This window comes from Streptomyces sp. NPDC051243 (genome assembly GCF_044455405.1).
Lineage (GTDB): Bacteria > Actinomycetota > Actinomycetes > Streptomycetales > Streptomycetaceae > Streptomyces.
This window is the reverse complement of sequence record NZ_JBITES010000016.1, coordinates 185,202-208,352: the sequence shown is the minus strand read 5'-3', so window position 1 is coordinate 208,352 and position 23,151 is coordinate 185,202. Positions and strand designations below refer to the sequence as shown.

The window sequence follows — 23,151 nt, the reverse complement described above, 5'->3', positions numbered from 1 at the left end:
CACCATGCGAGCAGCCGTACTGCACGAGATCGGCCAGGACAAGCTCGAGGTCCTCGACGACGTCGAGGCGGTGGGCTTCGGACCCGGCAGGGTGAGGGTCCGGGTGCGGGCGACCGGGCTGTGCCACTCCGACCTGTCCGCGATGGCAGGGGTGCTCCCGCAGCCGGCGCCCTTCGTGCCCGGTCACGAGGGTGCCGGCGAGATCCTCGAAGTCGGGGAAGGCGTACGGCACCTCAAGCCCGGGGACCGCGTCGCCGTCTGCTGGCTGCCCGCCTGCGGCGCCTGCCCCGCGTGCAAGCGCGGCCAGACCCAGCTGTGCCTGGCCGGGTTCATGAACGCCGGCACCCCCAACTTCAAGCGCCCCGGCGGTGACGTCTTCGGCTTCGCCGGCACCGGCACCTTCGCAGAGGAGGTCGTCGTCGACGCCGGCTGCGCGGTGCCGATCCCCGACGACGTCCCCTTCGACATCGCCGCCCTCATCGGCTGCGGGGTGACGACCGGGCTCGGCGCCGCACTCAACACCGCCGACGTGACGGCAGGTTCGTCCGTCGCCGTCATCGGCTGCGGCGGCGTCGGCATCTCCGCGATCCAGGGCGCCCGGCTCAAGGGGGCGGCAGAGATAGTCGCCGTCGACCCGGTCGCCTCGCGCCGGGAGGCAGCGCTCAACTTCGGCGCCACCAGGGCCGTTTCCCCGGACGAGCTGGCCGACGCCAAGCAGCAGGTCACCGCGGGCGAGGGCTTCGACTACGTCTTCGAGGTCGTCGGCAGGTCCGCCACCGCCCGCACGGCGTACGAGAACACCCGGCGCGGCGGCACCCTCGTCATCGTGGGCGCGGGCGCCATGGACGACTTCCTCCAGCTCAACATGTTCGAGCTGTTCTTCGACGAGAAGCGGATCCTGCCGTCCATGTACGGCGGCGGCGACGTCCTGACCTCCTACGAGCGGACGATCACGCTCTGGCGCGCCGGCCGCATCGACCTGGCGGGCCTGATCACCCACCGTGTGCCGCTCGCCGACATCAACGAGGCCCTGGACCAGATGCGCACGGGCACGGCACTGCGTACGTGCATCGAGATCTGACGGGAGTGCCTGTGTCGCTGCCACTTGAGGGACTGTCCGCCATCGTCACCGGCGCCGGCCGCGGTCTGGGCCGGGCCGAGGCACTGGAACTCGCCCGGCTCGGTGCGGCGGTCGTCGTCAACGACTACGGACGGCCCGGGCGGGACGGCTCCGGTGAGGCCTCCGCCGCTCCCGCCGAGGAGGTCGCCGCCGAGATCCGCGCGGCGGGCGGCAAGGCCCTCGCTCACACCGGGGACGTCTCCGACCACCAACAGGCCGCAGGGCTCACCGACTTGGCGATCGGTGAGTTCGGCAAGCTGGACATTCTCGTCAACAACGCGGGCATCCTGCGCGACCGCATGGTCTTCTCCATGTCGGAGGAGGAGTGGGACTCGGTGATCCGGGTCCACCTCAAGGGCCACTTCAACACCACCCGCTTCGCCGCCGCGCACTGGCGCGAGCGGTCGAAGGCGGCGGGAGGGCCGGTGTACGGGCGGATCGTGAACACCTCGTCCGAGGCGTTCCTCGCCGGATCCGCCGGACAGCCCAACTACGCGGCGGCGAAGGGCGGAATCGTCGGCCTCACCACCTCCACGGCCCTCGCACTCGCCAAGTACGGCGTCACCGCCAACGCCATCTGCCCACGCGCCCGCACCCGTATGACCGAGGACGTCTTCGCGGGCCTCGAACAACCGGAGAACGGCCTCGACCCCCTCGCCCCCGAGCATGTCGCCCCACTCGTCGGCTACTTGGCCGCACCGGCCGCCGCCCACGTCAACGGCCAGCTGTTCGTCGTGCACGGCGGCATGGTGGCGATCGTCGAACGGCCCCGAGTGTCCGCGAAGTTCGACAGCAAGCAGGACGCCTTCACCTACGACGAGCTGGACGCGCTGCTCACCCCGCACTACGCGGAGCGGCCGGCGGGAGAGACGTTCGCGGCCGCCGAGGTGCTCGGCCTGAAGAGAGGCTAGGCACGGGAACGGCCCCGCTCCTCAAGGAGGAACAGGGCCGTTACGCCGTTGCCGGCGCGCGCCGTCAGGCTGCCGTCTCGGTCTCCTCGACCGGCTTGCGGTGACGGCCGCGAGGGGCCGTCTCGCTGTCGTGGGCCGAGACCGGGCCCCGGTGCCTGCCGTGACCGGAGACCTTCTGCACGTCGTGAACGTCGGCCGGCCCCGGCTGGGTCGTGCTGGCGTTGCTCATCGGAAAACTCACCCCGTCAACATGATCTTTCTTACAGCCGGGCGAGTTTAACCGGCACACCACGGACCGAATCCAGACGGCCACACCAACCGCCACTACTTCGTTACAAGATTGCCCAACGGGGCTTGCTGCAAGGGCACAGGGCGGGCGGCGACGGGCTCCGTGGGCACCGCGGGCTCTGGAGGACCCGCTTCCCGTGACTCCGTTTCCGACCACAACTTTCCTGTCGGCGCTCCCGGTCCCGTTGCGGTGGAGGTCGCGCCGGCCTCCGCCGACGGCACCTCCACCCGCGCCACCCCACAGCGCACCTCCCGCGTGGCATACGGCAGTCGAAGCACCCCGTCCCGCGTCCACAACCCGGCACCCGCCAACCACCCCTCCGGCGCCGGAAGATGACGAACCCGCCGTTCGGCCGGCCGCCACACGCCGACCCAGCTCCCCACCGGCCCGTCGACGCGCAGCGCCACCCCGCAGCTCTCCGGCGTCAGCACCTGTCCCGGCTGGATCGCGAACGGCGTCACCGAGCACTCCGCCATCCGCAGGCACTCGGGGAACCGCACCGGCAGCGTGCTGCCCAGCACCCCCCAGCCCAACCGTTCCTGCCCCGGCGACGGCGCGTCCGACCGGATCAGCAGCAGCCCGCTGTCCGGGTCGGCGAGCAGCAGCCGGTCGTCGCTGCCGTCCGCGATCTGCAGCAGCGGCGACACCTCGCCGCCCCGGCCCAGGTCCACCACGACGGCTTTCGTACGCCCCCCGGACTCCCGGTCGAGGGCCAGCATCCCGCCGCTCCGGTCCAGCCACACCCCGCCCGAGCAGCGCCCGGGCACCTCCGCGACCTGCTCGGGCCCGAAGGCGCCCCCCGCCACCAGCCACACCGCGCTGGAGCGCCGGCCCACCGCGAGGGCGTAGGCCTTGTCGCCGCCCGGCGCCGGCGGCAGCATCCGCAGCCGGGCCCCCTCCTCCGGGCACTGGACCGCGCCCAGCAGCAGCTCACCCGTGCCGGGCCCGGTCGGGTACAGCAGCGAGAAGACGTGCCGTCCGTCGGTCGGGCGGCGGATGAGGACCCGCCCGTCACCCATCGGCTGCACCTCGGTGCCGGGCTCCTCCGGCTGGTGGGCGGGCAGTGGCACGGCGTAGGGCTCGGGGCCGTCCAGGGTCCAGCGCTCCGGGAACCAGCAGTCACCGTTCAGCGCGAGGCGGGCGGCGTAGGAACCGTCCGCCGTGATGGTGCATTCCGCCCGAGGCGCGTCGCCGTTGTCGGACTCCGCCGCGGGCTCGATCGCACAGGCCGTCATCGTCCGGTCACCTCCAGTGACGAAGCTAGTTTTCGCACGCACAGGCGGGGAATCGGCGGGCTCTCGCTTCACACAAAGGGGTGGCCGAGGAACGATTCGCCTGAGGAAACGGGGGTGCTTGTGCTGAGTGGAGCGGGGGTGGCCCCGGGTGGCCACCGAGGGTGCGCGCGGGGCCGACGGCCGGGGACACGGCAGGGCCGACGCCGGGGGTGATCCCCCTGCTCCGGCGCCGGTACAGCCGTACGGGACAGCCAGGTAGCCTGTCCCTCGTGCCCCGTCTGTCTGAAGTCATCGCCGCGCTGGAGAACCTGTGGCCCGTCGAGCGGGCCGAGTCCTGGGACGCGGTCGGCACCGTCGTGGGCGACCCCGACCAGGAGGTCTCCCGGGTCCTGTTCGCCGTCGACCCGGTCCAGGAGATCGTGGACGAGGCGGTGAAGCTGGGCGCCGACCTGCTGGTCACCCACCACCCGCTCTACCTTCGCGGTACGACGACGGTCGCGGCGACCCACTTCAAGGGCCGGGTCGTGCACACCCTCATCAAGAACGACATCGCCCTGCACGTGGCGCACACCAACGCCGACACGGCCGACCCCGGAGTCAGCGACGCGCTGGCCGGGGCGCTGGACCTGCGTGTCGTACGCCCCCTGGTGCCGGACCCGACCGACCCGTCCGGGCGCCGCGGCCTCGGCCGTGTCTGCGAGCTCGACCACCCGCTCACCGTCCGCGAACTCGCCGCCCGGGCCGCCGAGCGGCTGCCCGCCACCGCGCAGGGCATCCGGGTGGCCGGCGACCCCGAGGCGACGGTCCGCACGATCGCCGTCAGCGGCGGCTCCGGCGACAGCCTCTTCGACCAGGTACGGGCGGCCGGCGTGGACGCCTTCCTCACCGCGGACCTCCGCCACCACCCGGCCTCCGAGGCCGTCGCCCACACGCCTCTCGCGCTGCTCGACGCGGCGCACTGGGCCACCGAATGGCCCTGGTGCGAGCTGGCCGCCGCCCAGCTCGACGAGATCTCCGACCGCAACGGATGGGACCTGCGCGTCCACGTCTCGAAGACGGTCACCGACCCCTGGACCGCCCACGCGGCGTCCAACCCGCCCACTAGCACTACGGGAGCCCCCAACTGAACGCCGCGCCGGCCGACCAGATCCGACTCCTCGACGTCCAGGCCCTCGACGTCCGCCTCCAGCAGCTCGCGCACAAGCGGAAGTCCCTGCCCGAGCACGCCGAGATCGAGTCGCTTACCAAGGACCACACCCAGCTGCGCGACCTGCTCGTGGCCGCGCAGACCGAGGAGAGCGACTGCGCCCGCGAGCAGACCAAGGCCGAGCAGGACGTGGACCAGGTGCGCCAGCGCGCCGCCCGCGACCAGCAGCGCCTGGACTCCGGGGCCATCACCTCCCCCAAGGACCTGGAGAACCTCCAGCACGAGATCGCCTCCCTCGCCAAGCGCCAGGGCGACCTGGAGGACATCGTCCTGGAGGTCATGGAGCGCCGTGAGTCCGCGCAGGAGCGGGTCGCCGAGCTGACCGAGCGGGTCGGTGCCGTGCAGGGGAAGGTCGACGACGCGACCGCGCGCCGGGACGCCGCGTTCGAGGAGATCGACGGCGAGGTGGCCGCAGTGACGAAGGAGCGCGAGGTCATCGCGGCCTCGGTCCCCGCGGACCTGCTCAAGCTCTACGACAAGCTGCGCGAGCAGCAGGGCGGCATCGGCGCGGCCAAGCTGTACCAGCGCACCTGCCAGGGCTGCCGCCAGGAGCTGGCCATCACCGAGCTGAACGAGATCCGCTCGGCCGCGCCGGACACCGTGGTGCGGTGCGAGAACTGCCGCCGGATCCTGGTGCGTACGGCCGAGTCGGGCCTCTAGGAGACTGTGCCGTGCGGGAGTTCATCGTCGAGGCCGACGGCGGGTCACGGGGCAACCCGGGGCCCGCGGGCTACGGTGCGGTCGTCATCGACGCGGCGACGGGCCAGACGCTGGCCGAGGCGGCCGAGTACATCGGCGTCGCCACGAACAACGTCGCCGAGTACCGCGGCCTGCTCGCGGGCCTGCGGGCGGCACACGAACTCGACGCCACGGCCGCGGTCCACGTCCGTATGGACTCCAAGCTGGTCATCGAGCAGATGACGGGCCGCTGGAAGATCAAGCACCCCGACATGAAGCCGCTGGCGTTCGAGGCGGCACGGGTCTTCCCGGCTGCTCAGGTGACGTACGAGTGGATTCCGAGGGAGCAGAACAAGCACGCGGACCGGCTGGCCAACGAGGCGATGGACGCGGGCAAGCGCGGCGAACAGTGGTCGGCGGAGGCATCCACGGCGGAACTGCAGGCGGCTGACGCGAGGGCTGCGAGGGCTGCGAGGGCGGCGCAGACCGCAGCTGAGCCGGAGCCGTCCGGCCCGCCGGGAGACGCGACCGCGGGCGCGGCACGAGCGCGCGCGGCCCTGGCGGAGGGACGGGCCTCGACCCCCACCCCCGCCAAGGTTGAGGCGGATGCCAAACCCGAGGCCGACGCCAAGGCCGATGCCAAGGCGGAGGCCGATGTCAGGGCGGCCCGCACCGTCGCCACGCCCTCGTCCGGCTGGGCCCCCGCCGACATGGGCGCCCCCGCCACCTTCGTACTGCTCCGCCACGGCGAGACCCCCCTCACCCCCCAGAAGCGGTTCTCCGGCAGCGGCGGTACCGACCCGTCCCTCTCCGCCGTCGGCCGCGAGCAGGCCGAGCGCGTCGGTGCCGCCCTGGCCAGGCGCGGCACGATCCAGCACATCCTCGCCTCGCCCCTCACCCGCACCCGGGAGACCGCCGGCATCGTCGCCGCGCGCCTGGGCCTCGACGTGACCATCGAGGACGGCCTGATAGAGACCGACTTCGGCGCCTGGGAGGGCCTCACCTTCGGCGAGGTCCGCGAGCGCTACCCCGACGACCTCAACGCCTGGCTCGCCGACCCCGAGGCCCGCCCCACCGGCAACGGCGAGAGCTTCGCGGCCACCGCCACCCGCATAGCCGCCACGCGCGACAAGCTGATCGCGGCGTACACCGGCCGCACGGTCCTCCTCGTCACGCACGTCACGCCGATCAAGACGTTCGTACGCCTCGCCCTGGGCGCCCCGCCCGAGTCCCTGTTCCGCATGGAACTCTCGGCGGCCTCCCTCTCGGCGGTGGCGTACTACGCCGACGGCAACGCGAGCGTACGGCTCTTCAACGACACGTCACACCTGCGCCCGTGAACCTTTGAGCCCGGCGGCCCGTGAACCTTTGAGCCCGGCGGCCTCCCGGGCCAGCCGCTCGACGCGCCCCCAGTCCCGCGCCGCCAAAGCGTCCGAGGGCAGCATCCAAGTCCCGCCCACACAGCCGACGTTGGGCAGGGACAGATACTCGGCCGCGTTCGCCGGACCGATGCCCCCCGTCGGACAGAAGCGGGCCTGCGGCAGCGGCCCGGCGATCGACTTCAGATAGGCGGTACCGCCCGCCGCCTGCGCCGGGAAGAACTTCATCTCCCGCACCCCGCGTTCCAGCAGCGCCACGACCTCCGACACGGTGGACACCCCCGGCAGGAACGGCACCCCGGACGCCCGCATGGCTTCCAGCAGTACGTCCGTCCAGCCCGGGCTGACCAGAAACCGCGCCCCCGCCGCCACCGACGCCGCCACCTGCTCGGACGTGACGACCGTCCCGGCCCCGACCACGGCCTCCGGCACCTCCCCGGCAATCGCCCGTACGGCATCCAGCGCGACCGGCGTCCGCAACGTGACCTCGATCGCGGGCAGCCCCCCGGCGACGAGCGCACGAGCGAGGGGCACGGCGTCGGAGGCGTCGTCGATGACGACGACGGGGACGACGGGGGCGAGGTCCAGCACGGATGTCATGGCGACATCCTGCCGCCGCGGTGCAGTATGCGCAAAGATCGTTGCACATACTGCAATGGGCTCCAGTAGGCTCCAATAGGGCCGTGAGGATCAGTCCTCAAGCGAGGCGGCTAGTGGATCTCCTCCACCAGCACGTCCAACGACCAGGCAACCCCCGCCTTGGCAGGCTGCGTGGCCTCGACCTCGTACCCGAGATCCCGCAACGCCTCCACCAGCTCGGCCGGCCCCTTCGGCGCAACCCCCGCCGACAGCAGACTCCGTACGATCCGCCCCTTGGTCGCCTTGTTGAAGTGGCTGACGACCTTCCGCGTCGGCGCGTGCAGCACCCGCACCGAAGCCGTCCGCCCGGCGATGTCGCCCTTCGGCTTCCAGGCCGCCGCGTAAGCCGACGACCGCAGATCCAGCACCAGCCCGCCCCCGGCGGCCTCGGGCAGCACATCCGCCATCGCCGCCCGCCAGTGCGCGCCGAGCGCCCCGAGGCCCGGGAGCTTGACGCCCATCGAGCAGCGGTAGGAGGGGATGCGGTCATTGACGCCCACAGCCCCCCACAGCCCCGAGAAGACGAGCAGCGACCGGCCCGCCCGCCTCTTCGCCGCCGCGTCCAGCGACGCCAGGTCGAGGGCGTCGTACAGAACCCCCGTATAAATCTCCCCGGCGGGCCGGGCCCCCGCCGTCCGCAGCTCGGCGTTCTTGGCGACCTCGCCCCGCAGCCCCTCACTGAGCCCGAGTACGTCCCGCGCCTTGCCCTCATCACCGCCGCACAGCTCGACCAGCTCACCGAGCACGGCCGCACGGGCGTCGGTGAGCCCGGGCAGCGACAGGGACTCCAGCTTCAGCGGGGCACCCCGACCGGACGAGGCCTTCCCCTCGGAAGGCGGCAGCAGGACAAGCACACGTACTCCTTCGATCGAACTCCGCCACAGGGTACGGCGTGCCACCCGACGGCCCCCGCCCTACGCTCGTCCTATGCCCCGCCGCCACATCCGAGTGACCGGCGCCCCCGAAGCCCCCCTCAGGGCCGCCCTCACCGCACTGCGCACCGAACTCGGCGTCCCCGGCAGCTTCCCGCCCGAGGTACTGGCGGAGGCGGACCGCGCCGCGAAGTCCCCGGTACCCCCTCCCCACGACGCCACGGACATCCCCTTCTTCACCATCGACCCCCCGACCTCCACCGACCTCGACCAGGCCATGCACCTGTCCCGGCAGGGCACCGGCTACCGCGTCCGGTACGCCATCGCGGACGTCGCCGCCTTCGTCGTACCGTCGGGCGCCCTCGACCGCGAGACGCACCGGCGGGTGACCACCCTCTACTTCCCCGACGAACGGATCCCGCTCCACCCCGAGCTGCTGAGCGAGGGCGCCGCGAGCCTGCTCCCCGACCAGGACCGCCCGGCCGCCCTGTGGACGATCGACCTGGACGCGGAGGGCCGCACCCTCGCCGTCGACGTCCACCGCGCCCTCGTCCGCAGCCGGGCCAAGCTGGACTACGAGGGCGTGCAGAAACAGATCGACGGCCGGTCCGCCGAGGAGCCGCTGGCGCTGCTGAAGGAGATCGGGGAGCTGCGGCAGGGACTGGAGGTGGCGCGGGGCGGGATCTCGCTCAGCGTGCCCGAGCAGGAGATCATCGCGCGCGACCACGCGTACGAGCTGGCGTACCGGGCCCCGCACCCCGCCGACGGCTGGAACGCCCAGATCTCCCTGCTCACCGGCATGGCCGCCGCCGACCTGATGCTGTCAGCCGGCACCGGCATCCTGCGCACCCTCCCCGCGGCCCCCGACGGCGCGGTAGGCCGCCTGCGCCGCACAGCACAGGCCCTGCACATCGACTGGCCGCACCACGTCTCGTACGCCTCGCTGGTCCGCTCCCTCGACCCGCACCTGCCGCACCACGCGGCCTTTCTGCAGGAATGCACGACACTGCTGCGAGGCGCGGGCTACACGGTGTTCCGCGACGGGGCGTTGCCGCCCATCACCACCCACTCGGCCGTCGCCGCCCCTTATGCCCACTGCACGGCCCCCCTGCGCCGCCTCGCCGACCGGTACGCGTCGGAGATCTGCCTGGCGGTCATCGCCGGCCGGCCGGTGCCCGACTGGGTGACGGCCGCCCTTGATGAGCTGCCCGCCCGGATGACCGAGGGCACGCGGCGCGCGGGCAGGGTCGAGCGGGAGTGCGTCGACATCGTGGAGGCGGCGCTGCTGAAGGACCGGGTGGGGGAGGAGTTCGACGGTTGGGTGGTGGACGTGTCGGAGCGTCAACCGGCCGTGGGGGTGGTGCAGTTGGAGTCCCCGGCGGTCATCGGCCGGGTCGAGGGCACGGACGGGCTGCCGTTGGGGGAGCGGTTGCGGGTTCGCCTCACGCAGTCGGATCCGGGGAATCCGGGAGCGGGGAAGGTGCGCTTCGAGCCTGTGTGACTTCCTTTGCGTGCTTCACCAGCTCTACGAGGCTGTCGGCGTCGTCGGCGTGGAAGCGCACGAGACGGATGTCCTGGCGACGGCCGAGGAAGGTGAAGTGGGGGACAGGCTCGGCGAGTTCGAGCGCCACGGTGGTCTGCGCGGCGATGGGGAGATTGAGTTCACCCTCGGCCCGTTCATGGGTATGGCGCAGCTCGCGCCGCACATGCGCGATCTTCTCCAGCGGTATGCGCAGATCGACGTGCGCGGCACGCCGGACGCGCAGGATGCCGGCGTCGAGGACGTGCGGTCGTACGACGGAGGCGGCGTGCATCCCGATGATGAGCACGAGGGTGTACATGTCGACCATGAACCAGGCCCGTTGTACGGCAGGGTAGTTCCGCAGCAGCAGGGACATCATGATCGACTCGACCACGATCACGAACCCGAACCCCAACATCATCGTGCTCTGCCCGCGCGAGTACCCGAAGCCGGTGCCGCCACCGAGCCCGTGCCGCCGCCGGGCCACCCACAGCCCGATACTGGCGAGAAGCCGCAACTCGTGCCGGAGCAGAACGCCCATGGTCCCCATCACGGCCCGTCCCCTTCAGTCTCAGTGAGCATGTGCAAGGTACGGCGGATGGCCTCCGCCTGGGCCGGGGCGAAGTCGGCGTAGAAGGCGCGCAGGAAGCTGTTGTCAGGGTCGACCTCCATCGGCTCCGGGAGCAGGTCGCGGGGCAAGCAGTCGGCGAGGGCGCGGGCCGCCTCGTCGACACGCGGGTCGGTGGGTTCGGCGTCGGCGAGCGCGTCGAGCAGGGCGTAGGCGGCGAGGGCCCGCTCCTTGCCGCCGGGTCGGGCGAGCGCACCCCCGAGGGCACCCATGAGCTGGTCCCGCCCCTCGGGATCGGCCGTGGTCTCGATGAGCGCGAGCATCTCGCGGTCCTTGGCGGCCATGGGGGAGTCGGAGACATGAGCCATGTCCCGGAAGAGCGAGGCGAGTTGCGGCGACACGGGCCCCTCCGCCGGCAGCCCGCCCTCCGTCTCCAGCAGGGCCCGCAGCCGCGCCCGCCGCTCCCGGATGGCGTCTTCCTGCCGAGCAAGATCCTGATCGAGCTCGGTCAGCACCTCGACAAGATCCTTCCCGGCATCCTCGGCCAGCACGTCCCGCACCTCCGCGAGCCCCAGCCTCAACTCGGTCAGCCGCCGAATCCGCGCCAGCACGACGGCATGCCGCAGCGTGTACTCCCGATACCCGTTTGGCCGCCGCTCGGGTTCGGGCAGCAGGCCCTGATGGTGGTAGTGACGCACCGTGCGCGTGGTGACACCGACGGTGGCGGCGAGTTCTCCGATCCGCATGGGATCAGTAGAAACGTTGACGTTGCGGCAGGGTCAAGGGGACGGCTCCGGCGGCCTTCGTACAGGTGACCAAACCGCTGTTCCGTTCCAGTGAGTTGCTGGAGGGGTGTGCCATGGGCGCCATGGAACAGGATCCGATCACGCAGAAGCTCCTGCTGGACTGGTTTGTCGACCTGGACACCCCGGAAGGGCTCCGGGCAGAGCTCGTCGAGGGGGAACTCGTAGTGACCCCGGTGCCGGACGGGCACCACGAGCACTGCATCAGCCGGATCGTGGGTCAAATGCATCGGCGATGTCAGACCAAGATGCAGTTCTCGGCGAACAAGGGGCTGCAACTGAAGAACGCGGAAGGCTACCCACAAGACCACGTGGTCCCGGACGGCACGTTCGCTCCCAAGGAGCTGAGGCTCTACCGGGGGGCCGATCCCGGGATGCCATGCGAAGGAGTCGCCATGGTCCTGGAGGTCACGTCCTCGAAGCCGCGGACAGACCGGGAGATCAAGCGCCGCTGTTACGCCCGCGGCGGCATTCCGCTCTACCTGGTCGTCGACCGAGAGACCTCGTGGATCACGCTGTTCAGCGGCCCGGAGTCAGGCGACTACCAGGAGCTCCGCGCCGTAGCCTTCGGCAAACAGCTCGCTCTGCCCGAGCCTTTCGCCTTCGAGCTGGACACGGCGGACTTTCTCTGACGCTCCCGGTGTTGCGCCTCCAGGGCGACGAGAGGGGCGCGAAGTGGGTGAACAGGCGCTGTGGACCAGGGCGAGGCTCGGCCGGGACGGCCCCCCGCTCGACCTTCTGACCGCCCGCTTCGACCGGCACGTGTACGCCCCCCACGCCCATGACGAGTTCACGATCGGCGTGTGCGTAGGCGGCAGCGAGATCATCGACTACCGCGGCGGCCGCATCCGTCCCGGCCCGGGCTCCATCGTCGTACTGGCACCGGGCGAGATGCACACGGGCGGGCCGGCCGAGTCCGGCGGCTACGCCTACCGAGCCCTGTACGCCGAGACGTCGCTGTTGACGGACGGCGCCCTGGGCACCGCCGCCCCGCACTTCCGCGATCCCCTCCTCGACGACCCCGAACTGTCCACCGCGCTGTGCATCACGCACGCCGAACTCGCCGCCTGCCCCGACCCACTGGAGGCGGAGTCCCGTATCCCCTGGCTCCTGTCCGCCCTGGCCCGCCGCCACTCCACGGCCCGCGCGGCGGACGACGCCGTGCCAGGCGCCGACCACATAGCGAGGACGGTCCGCGACCGCCTCGCCGACGAGCTCACGGCCCCACCCTCCCTCGCGGCCCTGGCCACCGACCTGGGCCTGTCCCGCTACCAGCTCCTGCGTGCCTTCCGTACGACGATGGGGATACCGCCGTACGCCTGGCTGGCCCAGTACCGGGTGGCCCGTGCGCGCGGCCTCCTGGAGTCCGGCCTGCGACCGGCCGAGGTCGCGGGAATGGTCGGCTTCGCGGACCAGGCGCACCTCACCCGCTGGTTCCGCCGTGTCCTCGGTGTGACCCCGGCGGCGTACCGCAACAGCGTTCAAGACAGCTCATGGTGAGGGGTCCGAAACTCGCCGCATGACTGCACGCGGCTGGTTTCTGTTCGCCCTGATGGGCGTGGTCTGGGGCGTCCCGTACCTGATGATCAAGGTGGCGGTGGGGGAGGTCTCCCCGTCGGTGGTGGTGTTCACGCGCTGCGCTCTGGCCGCAGCCCTCCTGCTCCCCTTCGCGATACGCCAGGGAGGCCTGACCCGGACGGTCCGGACGCACTGGCGCCCGATGCTGGCCTTCGCGTGCATAGAGATCATCGGCCCCTGGTGGACGTTGACGGACGCCGAACGCCACCTCTCCAGCTCCACGGCGGGCTTGCTCATCGCGGGCGTACCGATAGTCGGCGTCGCGCTGGCCCGCTTCTTCGGCGCCACGGAACACCTGGGCGTCCGCCGCCTGACCGGCCTCACCCTGGGTCTGGCCGGCGTGGCGACCCTCACGGTCCCGCACCTGACCGGCGGCGACGCCCGCTCACTGGCGGAGGTGCTGCTGACGGTGCTGGGCTACGCGACGGCTCCGCTGATAGCGGCGAGGTGGCTGCGAGACGTGCCGTCCCTCCACCTCACGGCGGCCTGCCTGACCCTGGCGGCGCTGGTGTACGCCCCCGCGGCGGCGCTGACCTGGCCGTCCTCGATGCCCTCGGCCGAGGCCCTGACGGCCCTGGCCGCCCTCGGCGTGATCTGCACGGCGGTCGCCTTCGTGGCGTTCCTGGAGCTGATCAAGGAGGTCGGCCCGACACGGGCGACGGTCTTCACCTACGTCAACCCGGCGGTCGCGGTGGCCGCCGGGGCCCTGTTCCTGGACGAGCCCCTGACGGCTGAGGTGCTGGCCGCGTTCGCCCTGATCCTCGCCGGCTCCGTCCTGGCGACGGCGGCCCCTCGCAGGCCGGTAACATGGTCCACACGGCAGACGAGCCGGGCGGACGGCCGCGTGGAGTCCCTTCAGGGGCTTCCCGAGGAACGTCCGGGCTCCACAGGGCAGGGTGGTGGCTAACGGCCACCCGGGGTGACCCGCGGGACAGTGCCACAGAAAGCAAACCGCCCAGCGCTTCGGTGCTGGGTAAGGGTGAAACGGTGGTGTAAGAGACCACCAGTGCCCAGGGCGACCTGGGCAGCTAGGTAAACCCCACCCGGAGCAAGGTCAAGAGGGGCCGCCTTCTCGCAAGAGGGGGCGACCCTGCGCGGACGTTCGAGGGCTGCCCGCCCGAGTCCGCGGGTAGACCGCAGGAGGCCGGTGGTAACGCCGGTCCTAGATGGATGGCCGTCGCCGGGGGGTTCGTGAGGACCCCTCGGAACAGAACCCGGCGTATAGCCCGACTCGTCTGCCGCTAGGTGCCAATGACCGTCGCGTGACCTTGACCTCGACGTGGCGACTCAGGTCCTGCGATTCAGCCTGTGCACTGGGGCTATTCAGCATGGCGCGGACCATGCACACCACAGACGGTTATCGTCGCGCGCCCGGCGACCTGGCCATATTCGGCTGAGGGGCTGCTCCCGCGAGGCGTAGCGTCGCTCGCTATGACCTTTGCGTATCGAGCCGACGAGAAGACCGCGAAGCGAGTGCGCGCGATCGTGCCGAAGCTGACTACCGGGGCCGGGGCTGCTCTACGCGTGCAGGAGTTGGCGTCGGCTGATACCTCGACGTCCGTATTTGCGGTTCTCGCAGGGTGGTGGCGGTTCACCAACCGAACGGCAGACGCCATGATCGCCCTCTACGACCAGGGTTTCACAGTTGAGGCAGTGCCCCTGATGAGGAACCTGGTGGGCCACGCCTACGCCATCAATTGGTTGGCCGACAACGGCGACGACGCCTACAAGGCGTTGGTCGCCGAGTCCTACAAGTCCAGAGAGAAGCTGCTGACCAATCTGGAGGGTGTGGGGTGGCAACTGGCCGAGAGTGTCGATCTCGGGGAGAAGCCCGACTTCGGGTTCAGGACAGAGGAGGAACGCAAGCGACACGGTCGACTCGTCGGCGAGCTGTCCAACTTCGACAACATGGTGAAGGCGTACGGAACGGCGATGATGTACCCGGTCTACCGGAATCTGTCCTCGTACGCTCACACCACCGACCTCACGGCCTCGGCGTTCGTTTCAGGTGTCGATGACGACAAGGTCACGTTGTACGAGCAGTCGCCTGCCGATCGGCTCGCCGATCTGTGCTGGATGCCCGTTCCACTGCTTCAAGCAGCGAGCGTGATGAGCCCCCTATTGAAGGGCGATCCCATGAAGAAGCTGATCAGAGAGGCATGTCGTGACCTCGGGTTGCCCGAGGAACTGGTTCCGAAGCGCCCGTGACGGCCGGACTCACGTGCTCTCCGTGAGGATGTGGAGAAACGTGCGAGACCGTCACCAAGGCGGCCTCCCAGTACGGGCCTGTCACCGTTGTGTAGCCGCCGCCGCTGCCCGCCGAGCCCGCGCGCGCCGTACGTCGACCCAGGCCTCCTAAAGGATCTGGATGAGGCGGCGAAGACGACCCGGTGGCGGGTGCACCAGCTGATCGCGCTGTGCGAGGCACTGAACGATGCCTACGCGGCCGGGAACCCATACGTCTGCGCCGCGATGATCCGGGCCATCCTGGACCACATCCCCCCGGGTGTTTAATCACGTGGACTTCAAGCAGGTGGCGGCCCAGCACACGTTCACCATGCAACGGACCGACAAGGCGTACGCCCAGAGCCCCGAGTACTACGCCGAGATGCGGCAGGACATGGAGTACTGAGCGCCCCCGGAGGGGGTGAAACCAGCTGTGTGGGTCTGCGGCGGCCTGTTGGCGGAGCGGCGTCGAAGACGGCGGCTGTCTGGGAGGATGCGGCCATGCCCGACCAGTGGAGCCCCATCGAGGTGTTTCGCCTCTTCGAGGATGAGGACCCGGACACGCAGCGGGACCTCAGGCCATCGCCGGCCATGGAGCCGCCTCCGACGCCATGCGCTGAAGACCTCCCGCCTGGGTGGGTTGCCTGCCGGGACTGCCACGTCGCGTACGAACCGGGCAACCCGGACGAGGTCACGTTGCACACCGAGCCGGTGAACTGCGGGCAGTCGTGCCGATGCGTCGGGCGTCCACGCTGCTACACGCGCCGCGGCTCGTTCTGCTGCTGCGCCGCGCATTGAGTGGCTGCCGTTTTCAGGGCCGGCCGCTGTCGTACTGCTACGAAGGCCCTACGGTTGGTCGGCGACAATGCCGTGGCCGCACGGTGAGAACCAGTAGCTGGTTGGCAAGCCGACGCCACTGCCGGAAACCCACTCCTGCACGGCACCGTGGCACTCTGGGCACAACGGAAGCGGCCAGTCCTCAGGGTGCGGCAGCTTGCCAGCCTCCATGGTCTCCGCCCGAAGACGCAGTATCTCGCCCAACGCATCAAGTCGCTGGCGGGGGAGGACCATTCGTCCGTCGAGGTCGCGCGCGTTCGGCATACCTTGAGCCTAGCGCCGCAGGCCGGCCGCCAAAGCACACGTACGGCTGACTCCGGAGCCACCCTAAGCGGTGCCCTCTCCGTCTCGGTCGCCAGAAGGCTCCACCTGACTACTGGCGACTAGTCAACAACAACTGTTATGCCTTTGTCGGCGGTGGACGGCTTCCTGCTCCAGAACTCCGCCCGTAGACGTCGAACGAGGAGCGTTTGGGGAACAGCTTGTCGAGGTCGACGCTGATGGGGCACGCGTCGAAGGCTAGCGGGATGGAGGGGAACCCGGTCAGGTCGGCTAGGTCGAGGAGTCGACCGCCAGGGGTGATGGCGAGCTCGGCCTCGTTGAAGTAGGCGATCCAGTACGGCTCTTCGCCCGGCTGGGCATCCATCATTGCCTCGGCTGCCTGGGTGGTGGCTCGTTGGAAGGTGGCGGTGCGGCCCATCGCCGCGTACGCCCACGCCTTGCGGGTGTGGAGCATGGCCCGCACTCTGGGCCCGGCGACGCGCCGAGCACCGTCCTGTTGGTTGAGACATTCCGCAACCGTCTCGGCACGGCTCGTTAGGCCGCAACAGGCAGCGTCGGGACGCAATCAGAAGACGCCGAGACCCCCGGCTCGCAATGCATGCAGCCTTCGAGTCGCACGCGCCAGCTTGGACGTGCATCCACTGTCTGTTCATTGATGACGTCGCAGCTCATCAGAGGCGATATCCGCCCTCTCCGACGCGCTACGCACATAGGATGCGCACAATCTTCATGCTTTAGTTCCATCAGTTCAGCGAGGTGACTCGTGTCCGCATCCGCGGTGACGCCCGACGATGTTGTCCGCCACGTCTTCCGTTACCTCGCGGAGGTGGGTGAGAGCCGCACCAAGCCGGTGCGGACGCACGACGACGCCAGACACCAGGTGTGGTTCGCCGACCTGCCCGCGCAGTTCAGCTCCTTCCTCACCGACGCCGTCCCCGGCGACACGCCGTTGTGGCTGCGGGCCGATCGCCCCGTACGGCACGAACCGCCGGTTCCACTGCTGCCGCTCGCCCACTGGCTAAACGACCGGGAGATCCGCGACTCGGCGAGGGAAACGCCCCCCGAGCTGCTGGCCGAGACGGACATACCGGCGGACGAGATCTCCGCCGAGGGAAGCGCACGCACCCGGCACATCACCGTGTCCCTGGCCGACTCGCCTCAGCGTGACACCGTGTACGCCCAGTACCGTGCCTGGTCCCGTGAATGGGAAGGGTGGGCACGTCGCGACCGCGTCATGAAGCCCGTCGTACGGGCCTACGACCGCCTCTACCGCCTGTGCGTGGACGCCTCCGAACTCGGCGAGAGCCTCGAATTGGTCGTCGGATTCGGCTACCTCACCTGGTCGGCGCAGAGCGAGCCGATCCGTCGCCATCTCGTCACCTGCCGGGCCGTCATCACCATTGACTCCGACACCGGAGCCATCACCGTCGGGCCCGACCCCGAGCACGGCAGCCCGGTGCTGGAGGAGTCCATGCTCGACGCAGGGCAGAAGGCGCGGGCGGAAATCCGTGCCCTCGTACGGCAGGAGCTGGAAGCCGCCGGCGACACCACGGATCCGCAGCTCGCCGACCATCTGCACCGGGCCCTGACCACCTGGATCATCGCGGCCCATGAAGCAGGACGCTTCGACCGCGCACTGAATCGGCACCGGGCAGCGGGAGACCCCGCCGTACCGGTCGTCAGCTTCGCGCCGGTGCTGCTGCTCAGGGAGCGCACCCGGCGCAGCATGCTCGAAGCACTCCGCAGTGTCGCCCTGTCCATCGAGCAGGGCGCCGAGCCCACCGCTCTGCTGCGGGCGATCGCTGGTGCGGACGGTGACCGCCCACCGAGCGAACCAGGCAGCGGTGACGCTGCGGGACCGCCGCCGGAGCTGTACTTCGCGCTGCCCTCCAACGACGAACAGCGCACCATCGCCGAGCGGCTTCGGGATCGGGATCTCGTCGTGGTCCAGGGACCGCCCGGCACTGGTAAGACGCACACCATCGCCAACCTGGTCACCGACCTTCTCGCGCATGGCAACCGCGTACTGATCACCAGCCATACGGCACGTGCCCTGAAGGTCCTGAAGGACAAACTCCCGTCTGGCATCCGCGAGTTGTGCGTAAGTCGTACCGACGACGGAGCCGGGCAACTGGAACTGGAGCAGTCCGTCAAGGCCATCCTCGACCGGCAGGGCGACTTCTCCTCACGGGCGTACCGACGACGCATCCAGGAGCACGAAGAGCGCCTCAGATCCGCTCGGTCTGCGCAGGCGCTCGCCCTGAAGGCATTGCGAGCACTGCGGGAGCAGGAGACATACCACCATCCGGCCGAGATCGGCGCATACGAGGGAACCCTGGCCCGCATCGCCCAGCGGCTCGCCGAGGAGTACACGCGGTTCGGCTGGATCGGCGCCGTTCCCGCCGAATCCCCGACGCTGGATGCCGAGGCTCTTACGCGCCTGCGCCGTGCGGCGCTCGCCTTCACCGACCGACACCGAACTCTCGCCGCAGCGGTCAGCGCCGCACTGCCCGAGCCCGGGCAGCTGCCCACAGCGCCCGCCTTCGCCGAGGCGGTTGAGACGATCAAGACGTCGGAGGCCGACCTCGCCGCACTCCGGCAGGACGGCTCCCTCTCCCGCCTCGACGACGCCGTGTCCGCCCTCACCCCAGAACAGCAGAACCAGCTGACCAGCGCACTCGACCACTTCACCGCAGCGGCCCGGGCGTCCACCTCGATGCCGGCCGCCTGGGCCGCCGAACTGCGCGACGAGATCCTCGCCGGGCAGGATCTCGGCGCGCGCAGCCGCCACGAGCGCACCACCGCGGCCCTGACCGCGATCGAGGAGGCGGCGCGTGCACTCGGCTCCGCGCTGGTCACTGGGCTGGAGGCGTACGACGTGCCGACGGCGCTCGGGCTGGCTGCCACCCTCCGGGACGGGCTCACGTCCGGCGAGAAACTGCGCGGGGCCATGGGCCTGAAGACCCGGCTGCGCAAAGCGGTCGGCGCCTTCCCCGAGACCGTTCGGGTCGACGGCCGCGCTGTGGAGACAGCGTCCGCCGCGTCCGCCGTGCTGCACCGCGTCACGCTGGAGCGGCACCTTCAGGACATAGAGCGGGAGTGGGGCGACGGCCCCGACGCGTGGGAGGCCACAGCTCGGCGCACCGCCCGCCTGCGCCAGGACCTCGCCACCCTCACCGCCTTGACCACCCTCGCCGACCTGCGCCACGCCGTGGTTCACGCGACCTCGGCCACGCCGGGACTAGCAGGCCTCGACTGGGACAACCAAGACCGGGCCGACACCGTCCGGAGCATCCTGCGGGCCAGAGCGGCACGCCGGGCCGCCGACCCCGCCCGTGCCCTGATCGACGAGGCCCTGCGCGTACTGCGCGCTGCGGCACACCGCAGGGGCGCCTCGGCAGCCCTCGAACGGGCCCGCGCCGCAGTCGAGTCCCGCGATCCGGCGGCCTACAGCGCGGCGGTGAACGACGTGGACGACCTGCGGGAGGCGCTGGCACGCAAGAAGGCGTGCGACGACGCATACCGGCTGGTCGTGGCCGAACTCCCGGACCTCGCAGACGGCCTGGAATCCACACCTGAGGACGACGAGTGGGACACCCGGCTCGCGGACTTCGAGGCCGCGTGGGCGTGGTCGGTCTGGTACGACCGTATGACGGAGCTGACGGACCCGGAGGCCGAGGAGCGGCAGTTGCGGCTGCTCGCCGAGGCGGACGTCGAGATTCGCATCGGCCTGGAACGGCTGGCGGCCGACAAGGCTTGGTTCAGCTGTCTGTCCCGGCTCACGGACGACCAGGCCGTGGCCCTTACCTCGTACCAGCAGAACGTCCGCAAACTGGGCAAGGGCACCGGCAAGTACGCAGCCACCTACCGCAGACAGGCCCGTGAGAGTCTTCAGGCCAGCCAGGCGGCGGTGCCCGCCTGGATCATGCCGCTGCACCAGGTGACCGAAACCGTGCCGATGGACCGAGCCGGGCGATTCGACGTCGTGATCGTCGACGAGGCCAGCCAGTCCGGCCCCGAGGCGCTGCTGCTCGCTTGGCTGGGCGCGAAGGTGATTGTCGTCGGCGACGACCAGCAGGTCAGTCCCGCCCAGGTAGGCGTGGACCACGACGAGCAGTTCGCACTCCAGCGACGGCTTCTCGCCGAGCTGCCCGCCGCCCGCCGTAACCTGTTCACCCCGACCGCCAGCCTCTTCGACATCGCGTCCGGTCTGGCCGGAGGCCGCGGCAGGTTGATGCTCCAGGAACACTTCCGGTGCATGCCGGAGATCATCGGATTCTCCAACGAGCTCTGCTACGGCCGCCGGCTTCAGCCACTGCGACAGTACGGCGCCGACCGGCTGCCGCCCTTGCGACCGGTGCATGTGCCCGATGGCTACGTCGAAGGCAGTGGACAGAAGCAGGTCAACCGGCCCGAGGCGGTGCGGCTGGTGGAAGAGGTCGCCCGGCGCATCGCCGACCCCGCCTACGCGGGGCGCACCATGGGCGTGATCACCCTGCTCGGGGCGGGGCAGAAGTACCTCATCGAAGATCTGCTGGCCGACCGGATCCCGTTGGATGAGAGACAGCGCCGACGCCTGCGCGTGGGCAACGCCGAGGAGTTCCAGGGCGACGAGCGCGACATCGTCTTCATCAGTACGGTCGTGTCGCTCACCGGTCCCGACGGGCCGCGCCGCGTCGGCTCCTTCAGCAGTTCCCTGAACCGGCAGCACCTCAACGTGGCCGCATCCCGCGCCCGCGACCAGGTGTGGTTGTTCCACAGCTTCACCCTCACCGAACTCGGCGAGTCCGATCTGCGGCGTGCCTATCTGGACTGGTTCTCCCGCCCGGCCGAGGAACAGGACGGCCTCGGACTCGGCGAGGTCCGGCCTGACGTTCCGCACGAGGCCTTCGACAGCCTCTTCGAGCAGCGTGTCTACCTGGCCCTGCGGGCCAGGGGCTACCGGGTGCGGCCGCAGTATCCCGCCGGCCGCTACCGCATCGACCTCGTCGTCGAGGGCGGCAGCAGACGCCTTGCCGTGGAGTGCGACGGCGACGCGTTTCACACGGAGGAGAATGCCGACGCGGACGCGGCACGCCAGCGCGAACTGGAGCGCGTGGGTTGGACGTTCGTCCGCATCCGGGGTAGCCGCTTCTTCCTCGCCCCGGAACGGGCACTCGAACCGCTGTGGGCGGAACTCGACCGACTCGGTATCGAGTCGGCGGCGAACCCACCCGCAAACCGAGCCGCTGAGGACAGCCACATGGGCCCGACCGGCGAAGGCAGCACGGTCCCGACAGACGACGGCGACGTCGTACCCACCGGCAACGCGGAGCCCGCCCCCTCTGCTGCCCCGTCCGTCGGGCGACACAACATCCAACTCGAGCCCACGCACGGCACGGACGAGGCGCAGCCCCGATTCGTGACCGTTGCACGGCTGCACCGCGACGAGGTCAATGCGGCCCAGCATGCGTTCAGCATGCGGGCGACCGTGCGCGGGACGGCACGGTTTCTCGCAGGAGCGGGTGCGCCGGGCTTCCCGGGGGCCGATGCCGTGGACATCCTGCGCGAGGGGCATGCCGTCGTGCGGGTCGCCCACCCCGAGGCGCATGCCATGATCCGCGCCGCGATCGCGCATGCCGACATACCCGTACTGGGAGACGACGGTCAGGTGGGGCTGGCGCGGCACCACGCACCCGGCTCCTCAGGAGCTTCCGACGGCCGTACGACAGAACTGCTGCGTGCACGACCGGCGGCCGACCGGGCCCCGGTGAAGGGTCTTCCGGCTGTGCCGCGCCAGCCAACCCGCGGCGACGAACCCGCCGCCGTCACGGGATCCGCGGTGCCCGGCGGTACCGGGTCCTCCCTCCGTCTCCCGATCGACCGGTTCAGCATCGCCGCTCATCGACGGGTGCAGCGCGAGCTCCAGCGCGTGCAGGACGCGCTGGACCAGCCGCTTCCGGAAATCGTGGCCGTGGACTCGTCCTCCAGGAAGGCCCAGCTCGCCGACCACGACCGGCGGCGCCAAGCCCTGCAGGAGCGGCGCAGCCACCTGCGTGCCGTGCTCGACCAGGTGGTCCCTGACTCCTCCCTGACGGGAGGGACGATGGTCGTCCCGGGAAGCCTCGTCGGAGTTGAGGACCCGGACGAGCCCGGGATCATGACGTACGAGATCGCGATGCTCGCGGGTAATGAGGCGGAGCGGTTGAGCCCCGATACTCCATTGGGGAAGGCGCTGATGTGGCGAGAGGTGGGGGACGAGGTGAGCTGGCAGATGGAGCGGGGCACCCGCATGCGCGTCGTCGTCCGGTACATCCAGGACTGAGAGCTGTGCGGGATCCGCAGGCACCGCCGTGCCCGGATCCCGGTCGACCTCAGGGTCGGGTGCGGGCTCCGTCAGGGGGAGGTGATCGGTTTCAGCTCAAGGCATGGAAGCCCGCGCTCGCCGACGTGGGAGTCATCCCGCCGCTGCCCAAGCGGCAACCGGGCGAGAAGCCGTCGCGTGTATGGGAGTCGATCTCGCTCGCGAAGTGGCTCGGGCACTCGGACCCGGCGTTCACCCTCCGGACGCACACGCACTTTATGCCGCCGGCCAGCCCGCGGGGACTGTCCGCCATCGAGGCGTGGTCCACGGACCTCGGCTGAAAGTCCCTGAGAAATCACAAAGGCTGAGCCCGCCGCCGGATGCCCATAAACGTACAGGTCAGAGCGTGATCGTTCCCTGAACGGAGCAGAACCCGGCGTATAGCCCGACTCGTCTGCCGCCTGCATTTCCACAGGCCATAGCCCATATTCTCCGGATCACGAAGAACCGGACGCCCCGGAATAGCGAGTCGGCACGGTGCCGACACAAACGCACCGCTGACTGATGACCATGGATATGTGGGCGGTGGCAGGGGAGGCCGGGCACCGTGTCTGCCAGCACCGCCAGGTACCCTCAAACACGTCGTCAACGCGGCCCGACGGGCTTCCGCTCCGCCCCGGTGGAGTCTTGAAGGACATGCCCCCACCCGCACGAGTCATTTC

General features: G+C 70.4%; 17 protein-coding genes, 1 other RNA gene and 1 pseudogene. 12 read left to right on the top strand and 7 right to left on the bottom strand.

Annotated features, from left to right (window positions below; all coding sequences use genetic code 11):
* The first annotated feature begins 4 nt into the window (after window positions 1–4).
* Both ACIBAG_RS35145 and ACIBAG_RS35140 read left to right on the top strand, forming a co-directional pair.
* Complete coding sequence (locus ACIBAG_RS35145) at window positions 5–1,081, top strand: Zn-dependent alcohol dehydrogenase (RefSeq protein WP_399110855.1); 1,077 nt, start codon at window positions 5–7, stop codon at window positions 1,079–1,081.
* Window positions 1,082–1,092: 11 nt separating this feature from the next.
* On the top strand, window positions 1,093–2,031 hold the full coding sequence (locus ACIBAG_RS35140; protein ID WP_399110854.1) for a 3-oxoacyl-ACP reductase: 939 nt from the start codon (window positions 1,093–1,095) through the stop codon (window positions 2,029–2,031).
* Between the two features lie 64 nt (window positions 2,032–2,095).
* Here ACIBAG_RS35140 and ACIBAG_RS35135 read toward each other — a convergent pair whose 3' ends face one another.
* The gene (locus tag ACIBAG_RS35135) at window positions 2,096–2,260 is read right to left on the bottom strand and encodes a hypothetical protein (protein ID WP_399110853.1); all 165 of its coding nucleotides are present in this window, start codon (window positions 2,258–2,260) and stop codon (window positions 2,096–2,098) included.
* A 95-nt stretch (window positions 2,261–2,355) separates the two neighbouring features.
* Window positions 2,356–3,555 carry a hypothetical protein gene (locus ACIBAG_RS35130; RefSeq protein ID WP_399110852.1) on the bottom strand — a complete coding sequence of 400 codons (1,200 nt, stop codon included), beginning with the start codon at window positions 3,553–3,555 and terminating at the stop codon, window positions 2,356–2,358.
* A gap of 269 nt (window positions 3,556–3,824) precedes the next feature.
* Here ACIBAG_RS35130 and ACIBAG_RS35125 point away from each other — a divergent pair, with 269 nt between their 5' ends.
* Genes ACIBAG_RS35125 through ACIBAG_RS35115 form a run of 3 tightly spaced genes read left to right on the top strand, consistent with a single transcriptional unit; the run spans window position 3,825 to window position 6,780 of the window.
* Entirely contained in the window at window positions 3,825–4,682 is an 858-nt protein-coding gene (locus ACIBAG_RS35125; protein ID WP_399110851.1) for a Nif3-like dinuclear metal center hexameric protein, read from the top strand.
* Window positions 4,679–5,422, top strand: coding sequence for a zinc ribbon domain-containing protein (locus ACIBAG_RS35120; protein WP_399110934.1), 744 nt, complete (start codon window positions 4,679–4,681; stop codon window positions 5,420–5,422). Before ACIBAG_RS35125 ends, ACIBAG_RS35120 begins: the two co-directional genes overlap by 4 nt.
* Window positions 5,423–5,433: 11 nt before the next feature.
* Window positions 5,434–6,780 (top strand): bifunctional RNase H/acid phosphatase, encoded by a 1,347-nt coding sequence (locus ACIBAG_RS35115; RefSeq protein ID WP_399110849.1) that lies wholly within the window; start codon window positions 5,434–5,436, stop codon window positions 6,778–6,780.
* Here the strand turns inward: ACIBAG_RS35115 and eda are convergent.
* On the bottom strand, window positions 6,763–7,419 hold the full coding sequence (gene eda / locus ACIBAG_RS35110) for a bifunctional 4-hydroxy-2-oxoglutarate aldolase/2-dehydro-3-deoxy-phosphogluconate aldolase (RefSeq protein WP_399110848.1): 657 nt from the start codon (window positions 7,417–7,419) through the stop codon (window positions 6,763–6,765). The two genes, ACIBAG_RS35115 and eda, sit on opposite strands and share 18 nt — an antisense overlap.
* 110 nt (window positions 7,420–7,529) lie before the next feature.
* On the bottom strand, window positions 7,530–8,312 hold the full coding sequence (yaaA, locus tag ACIBAG_RS35105; protein WP_399110846.1) for a peroxide stress protein YaaA: 783 nt from the start codon (window positions 8,310–8,312) through the stop codon (window positions 7,530–7,532).
* 73 nt (window positions 8,313–8,385) lie between these two features.
* Between yaaA and ACIBAG_RS35100 the strand changes: the two genes are divergently transcribed.
* Window positions 8,386–9,831: an RNB domain-containing ribonuclease gene (locus tag ACIBAG_RS35100; protein ID WP_399110844.1), complete on the top strand. Its 1,446-nt coding sequence runs from the start codon at window positions 8,386–8,388 to the stop codon at window positions 9,829–9,831.
* On the opposite strand, the gene ACIBAG_RS35095 is transcribed toward ACIBAG_RS35100, so the two are convergent.
* Together ACIBAG_RS35095 and ACIBAG_RS35090 are read right to left on the bottom strand one after the other, a co-directional pair.
* Complete coding sequence (locus tag ACIBAG_RS35095) at window positions 9,773–10,402, bottom strand: hypothetical protein (protein WP_399110933.1); 630 nt, start codon at window positions 10,400–10,402, stop codon at window positions 9,773–9,775. The two genes, ACIBAG_RS35100 and ACIBAG_RS35095, sit on opposite strands and share 59 nt — an antisense overlap.
* Window positions 10,402–11,166: a MerR family transcriptional regulator gene (locus tag ACIBAG_RS35090; protein WP_399110842.1), complete on the bottom strand. Its 765-nt coding sequence runs from the start codon at window positions 11,164–11,166 to the stop codon at window positions 10,402–10,404. The genes ACIBAG_RS35095 and ACIBAG_RS35090 overlap by 1 nt, the downstream gene beginning before the upstream one ends.
* Before the next feature lie 113 nt (window positions 11,167–11,279).
* Between ACIBAG_RS35090 and ACIBAG_RS35085 the strand changes: the two genes are divergently transcribed.
* The 5 genes and pseudogenes from ACIBAG_RS35085 to ACIBAG_RS35065 all read left to right on the top strand — a co-directional run bounded on the left by ACIBAG_RS35085 (window position 11,280) and on the right by ACIBAG_RS35065 (window position 15,009).
* Window positions 11,280–11,855: a Uma2 family endonuclease gene (locus ACIBAG_RS35085; protein ID WP_399110840.1), complete on the top strand. Its 576-nt coding sequence runs from the start codon at window positions 11,280–11,282 to the stop codon at window positions 11,853–11,855.
* Window positions 11,856–11,898: 43 nt separating this feature from the next.
* Window positions 11,899–12,723, top strand: coding sequence for a helix-turn-helix domain-containing protein (locus ACIBAG_RS35080; protein WP_399110838.1), 825 nt, complete (start codon window positions 11,899–11,901; stop codon window positions 12,721–12,723).
* Window positions 12,724–12,742: 19 nt separating this feature from the next.
* Window positions 12,743–13,522 (top strand): annotated as a pseudogene (locus ACIBAG_RS35075) (DMT family transporter); the annotation flags it as partial.
* 103 nt (window positions 13,523–13,625) lie between these two features.
* Window positions 13,626–14,039, top strand: an RNA gene (gene rnpB, locus ACIBAG_RS35070) — RNase P RNA component class A.
* Window positions 14,040–14,232: 193 nt separating this feature from the next.
* On the top strand, window positions 14,233–15,009 hold the full coding sequence (locus ACIBAG_RS35065; RefSeq protein ID WP_399110836.1) for a DUF5677 domain-containing protein: 777 nt from the start codon (window positions 14,233–14,235) through the stop codon (window positions 15,007–15,009).
* Window positions 15,010–16,264: 1,255 nt separating this feature from the next.
* On the opposite strand, the gene ACIBAG_RS35060 is transcribed toward ACIBAG_RS35065, so the two are convergent.
* Window positions 16,265–16,600 carry a hypothetical protein gene (locus ACIBAG_RS35060; protein WP_399110835.1) on the bottom strand — a complete coding sequence of 112 codons (336 nt, stop codon included), beginning with the start codon at window positions 16,598–16,600 and terminating at the stop codon, window positions 16,265–16,267.
* Between the two features lie 309 nt (window positions 16,601–16,909).
* On the opposite strand from ACIBAG_RS35060, the gene ACIBAG_RS35055 reads away from it, so the two are divergent.
* Window positions 16,910–22,450 (top strand): AAA domain-containing protein, encoded by a 5,541-nt coding sequence (locus ACIBAG_RS35055; RefSeq protein ID WP_399110833.1) that lies wholly within the window; start codon window positions 16,910–16,912, stop codon window positions 22,448–22,450.
* Window positions 22,451–23,151 lie beyond the last annotated feature (701 nt).

Coding starts and splice junctions, on each gene's coding strand:
- ACIBAG_RS35095 (WP_399110933.1), bottom strand. CDS start 10,402: ATGGGGACCATGGGCGTTCTGCTCCGGCACGAGTTGCGGCTTCTCGCC.
- ACIBAG_RS35065 (WP_399110836.1), top strand. CDS start 14,233: ATGACCTTTGCGTATCGAGCCGACGAGAAGACCGCGAAGCGAGTGCGC.
- ACIBAG_RS35135 (WP_399110853.1), bottom strand. CDS start 2,260: ATGAGCAACGCCAGCACGACCCAGCCGGGGCCGGCCGACGTTCACGAC.
- ACIBAG_RS35145 (WP_399110855.1), top strand. CDS start 5: ATGCGAGCAGCCGTACTGCACGAGATCGGCCAGGACAAGCTCGAGGTC.
- ACIBAG_RS35085 (WP_399110840.1), top strand. CDS start 11,280: ATGGGCGCCATGGAACAGGATCCGATCACGCAGAAGCTCCTGCTGGAC.
- ACIBAG_RS35090 (WP_399110842.1), bottom strand. CDS start 11,166: ATGCGGATCGGAGAACTCGCCGCCACCGTCGGTGTCACCACGCGCACG.
- ACIBAG_RS35060 (WP_399110835.1), bottom strand. CDS start 16,600: ATGCTCCACACCCGCAAGGCGTGGGCGTACGCGGCGATGGGCCGCACC.
- ACIBAG_RS35100 (WP_399110844.1), top strand. CDS start 8,386: ATGCCCCGCCGCCACATCCGAGTGACCGGCGCCCCCGAAGCCCCCCTC.
- eda (WP_399110848.1), bottom strand. CDS start 7,419: ATGACATCCGTGCTGGACCTCGCCCCCGTCGTCCCCGTCGTCGTCATC.
- ACIBAG_RS35130 (WP_399110852.1), bottom strand. CDS start 3,555: ATGACGGCCTGTGCGATCGAGCCCGCGGCGGAGTCCGACAACGGCGAC.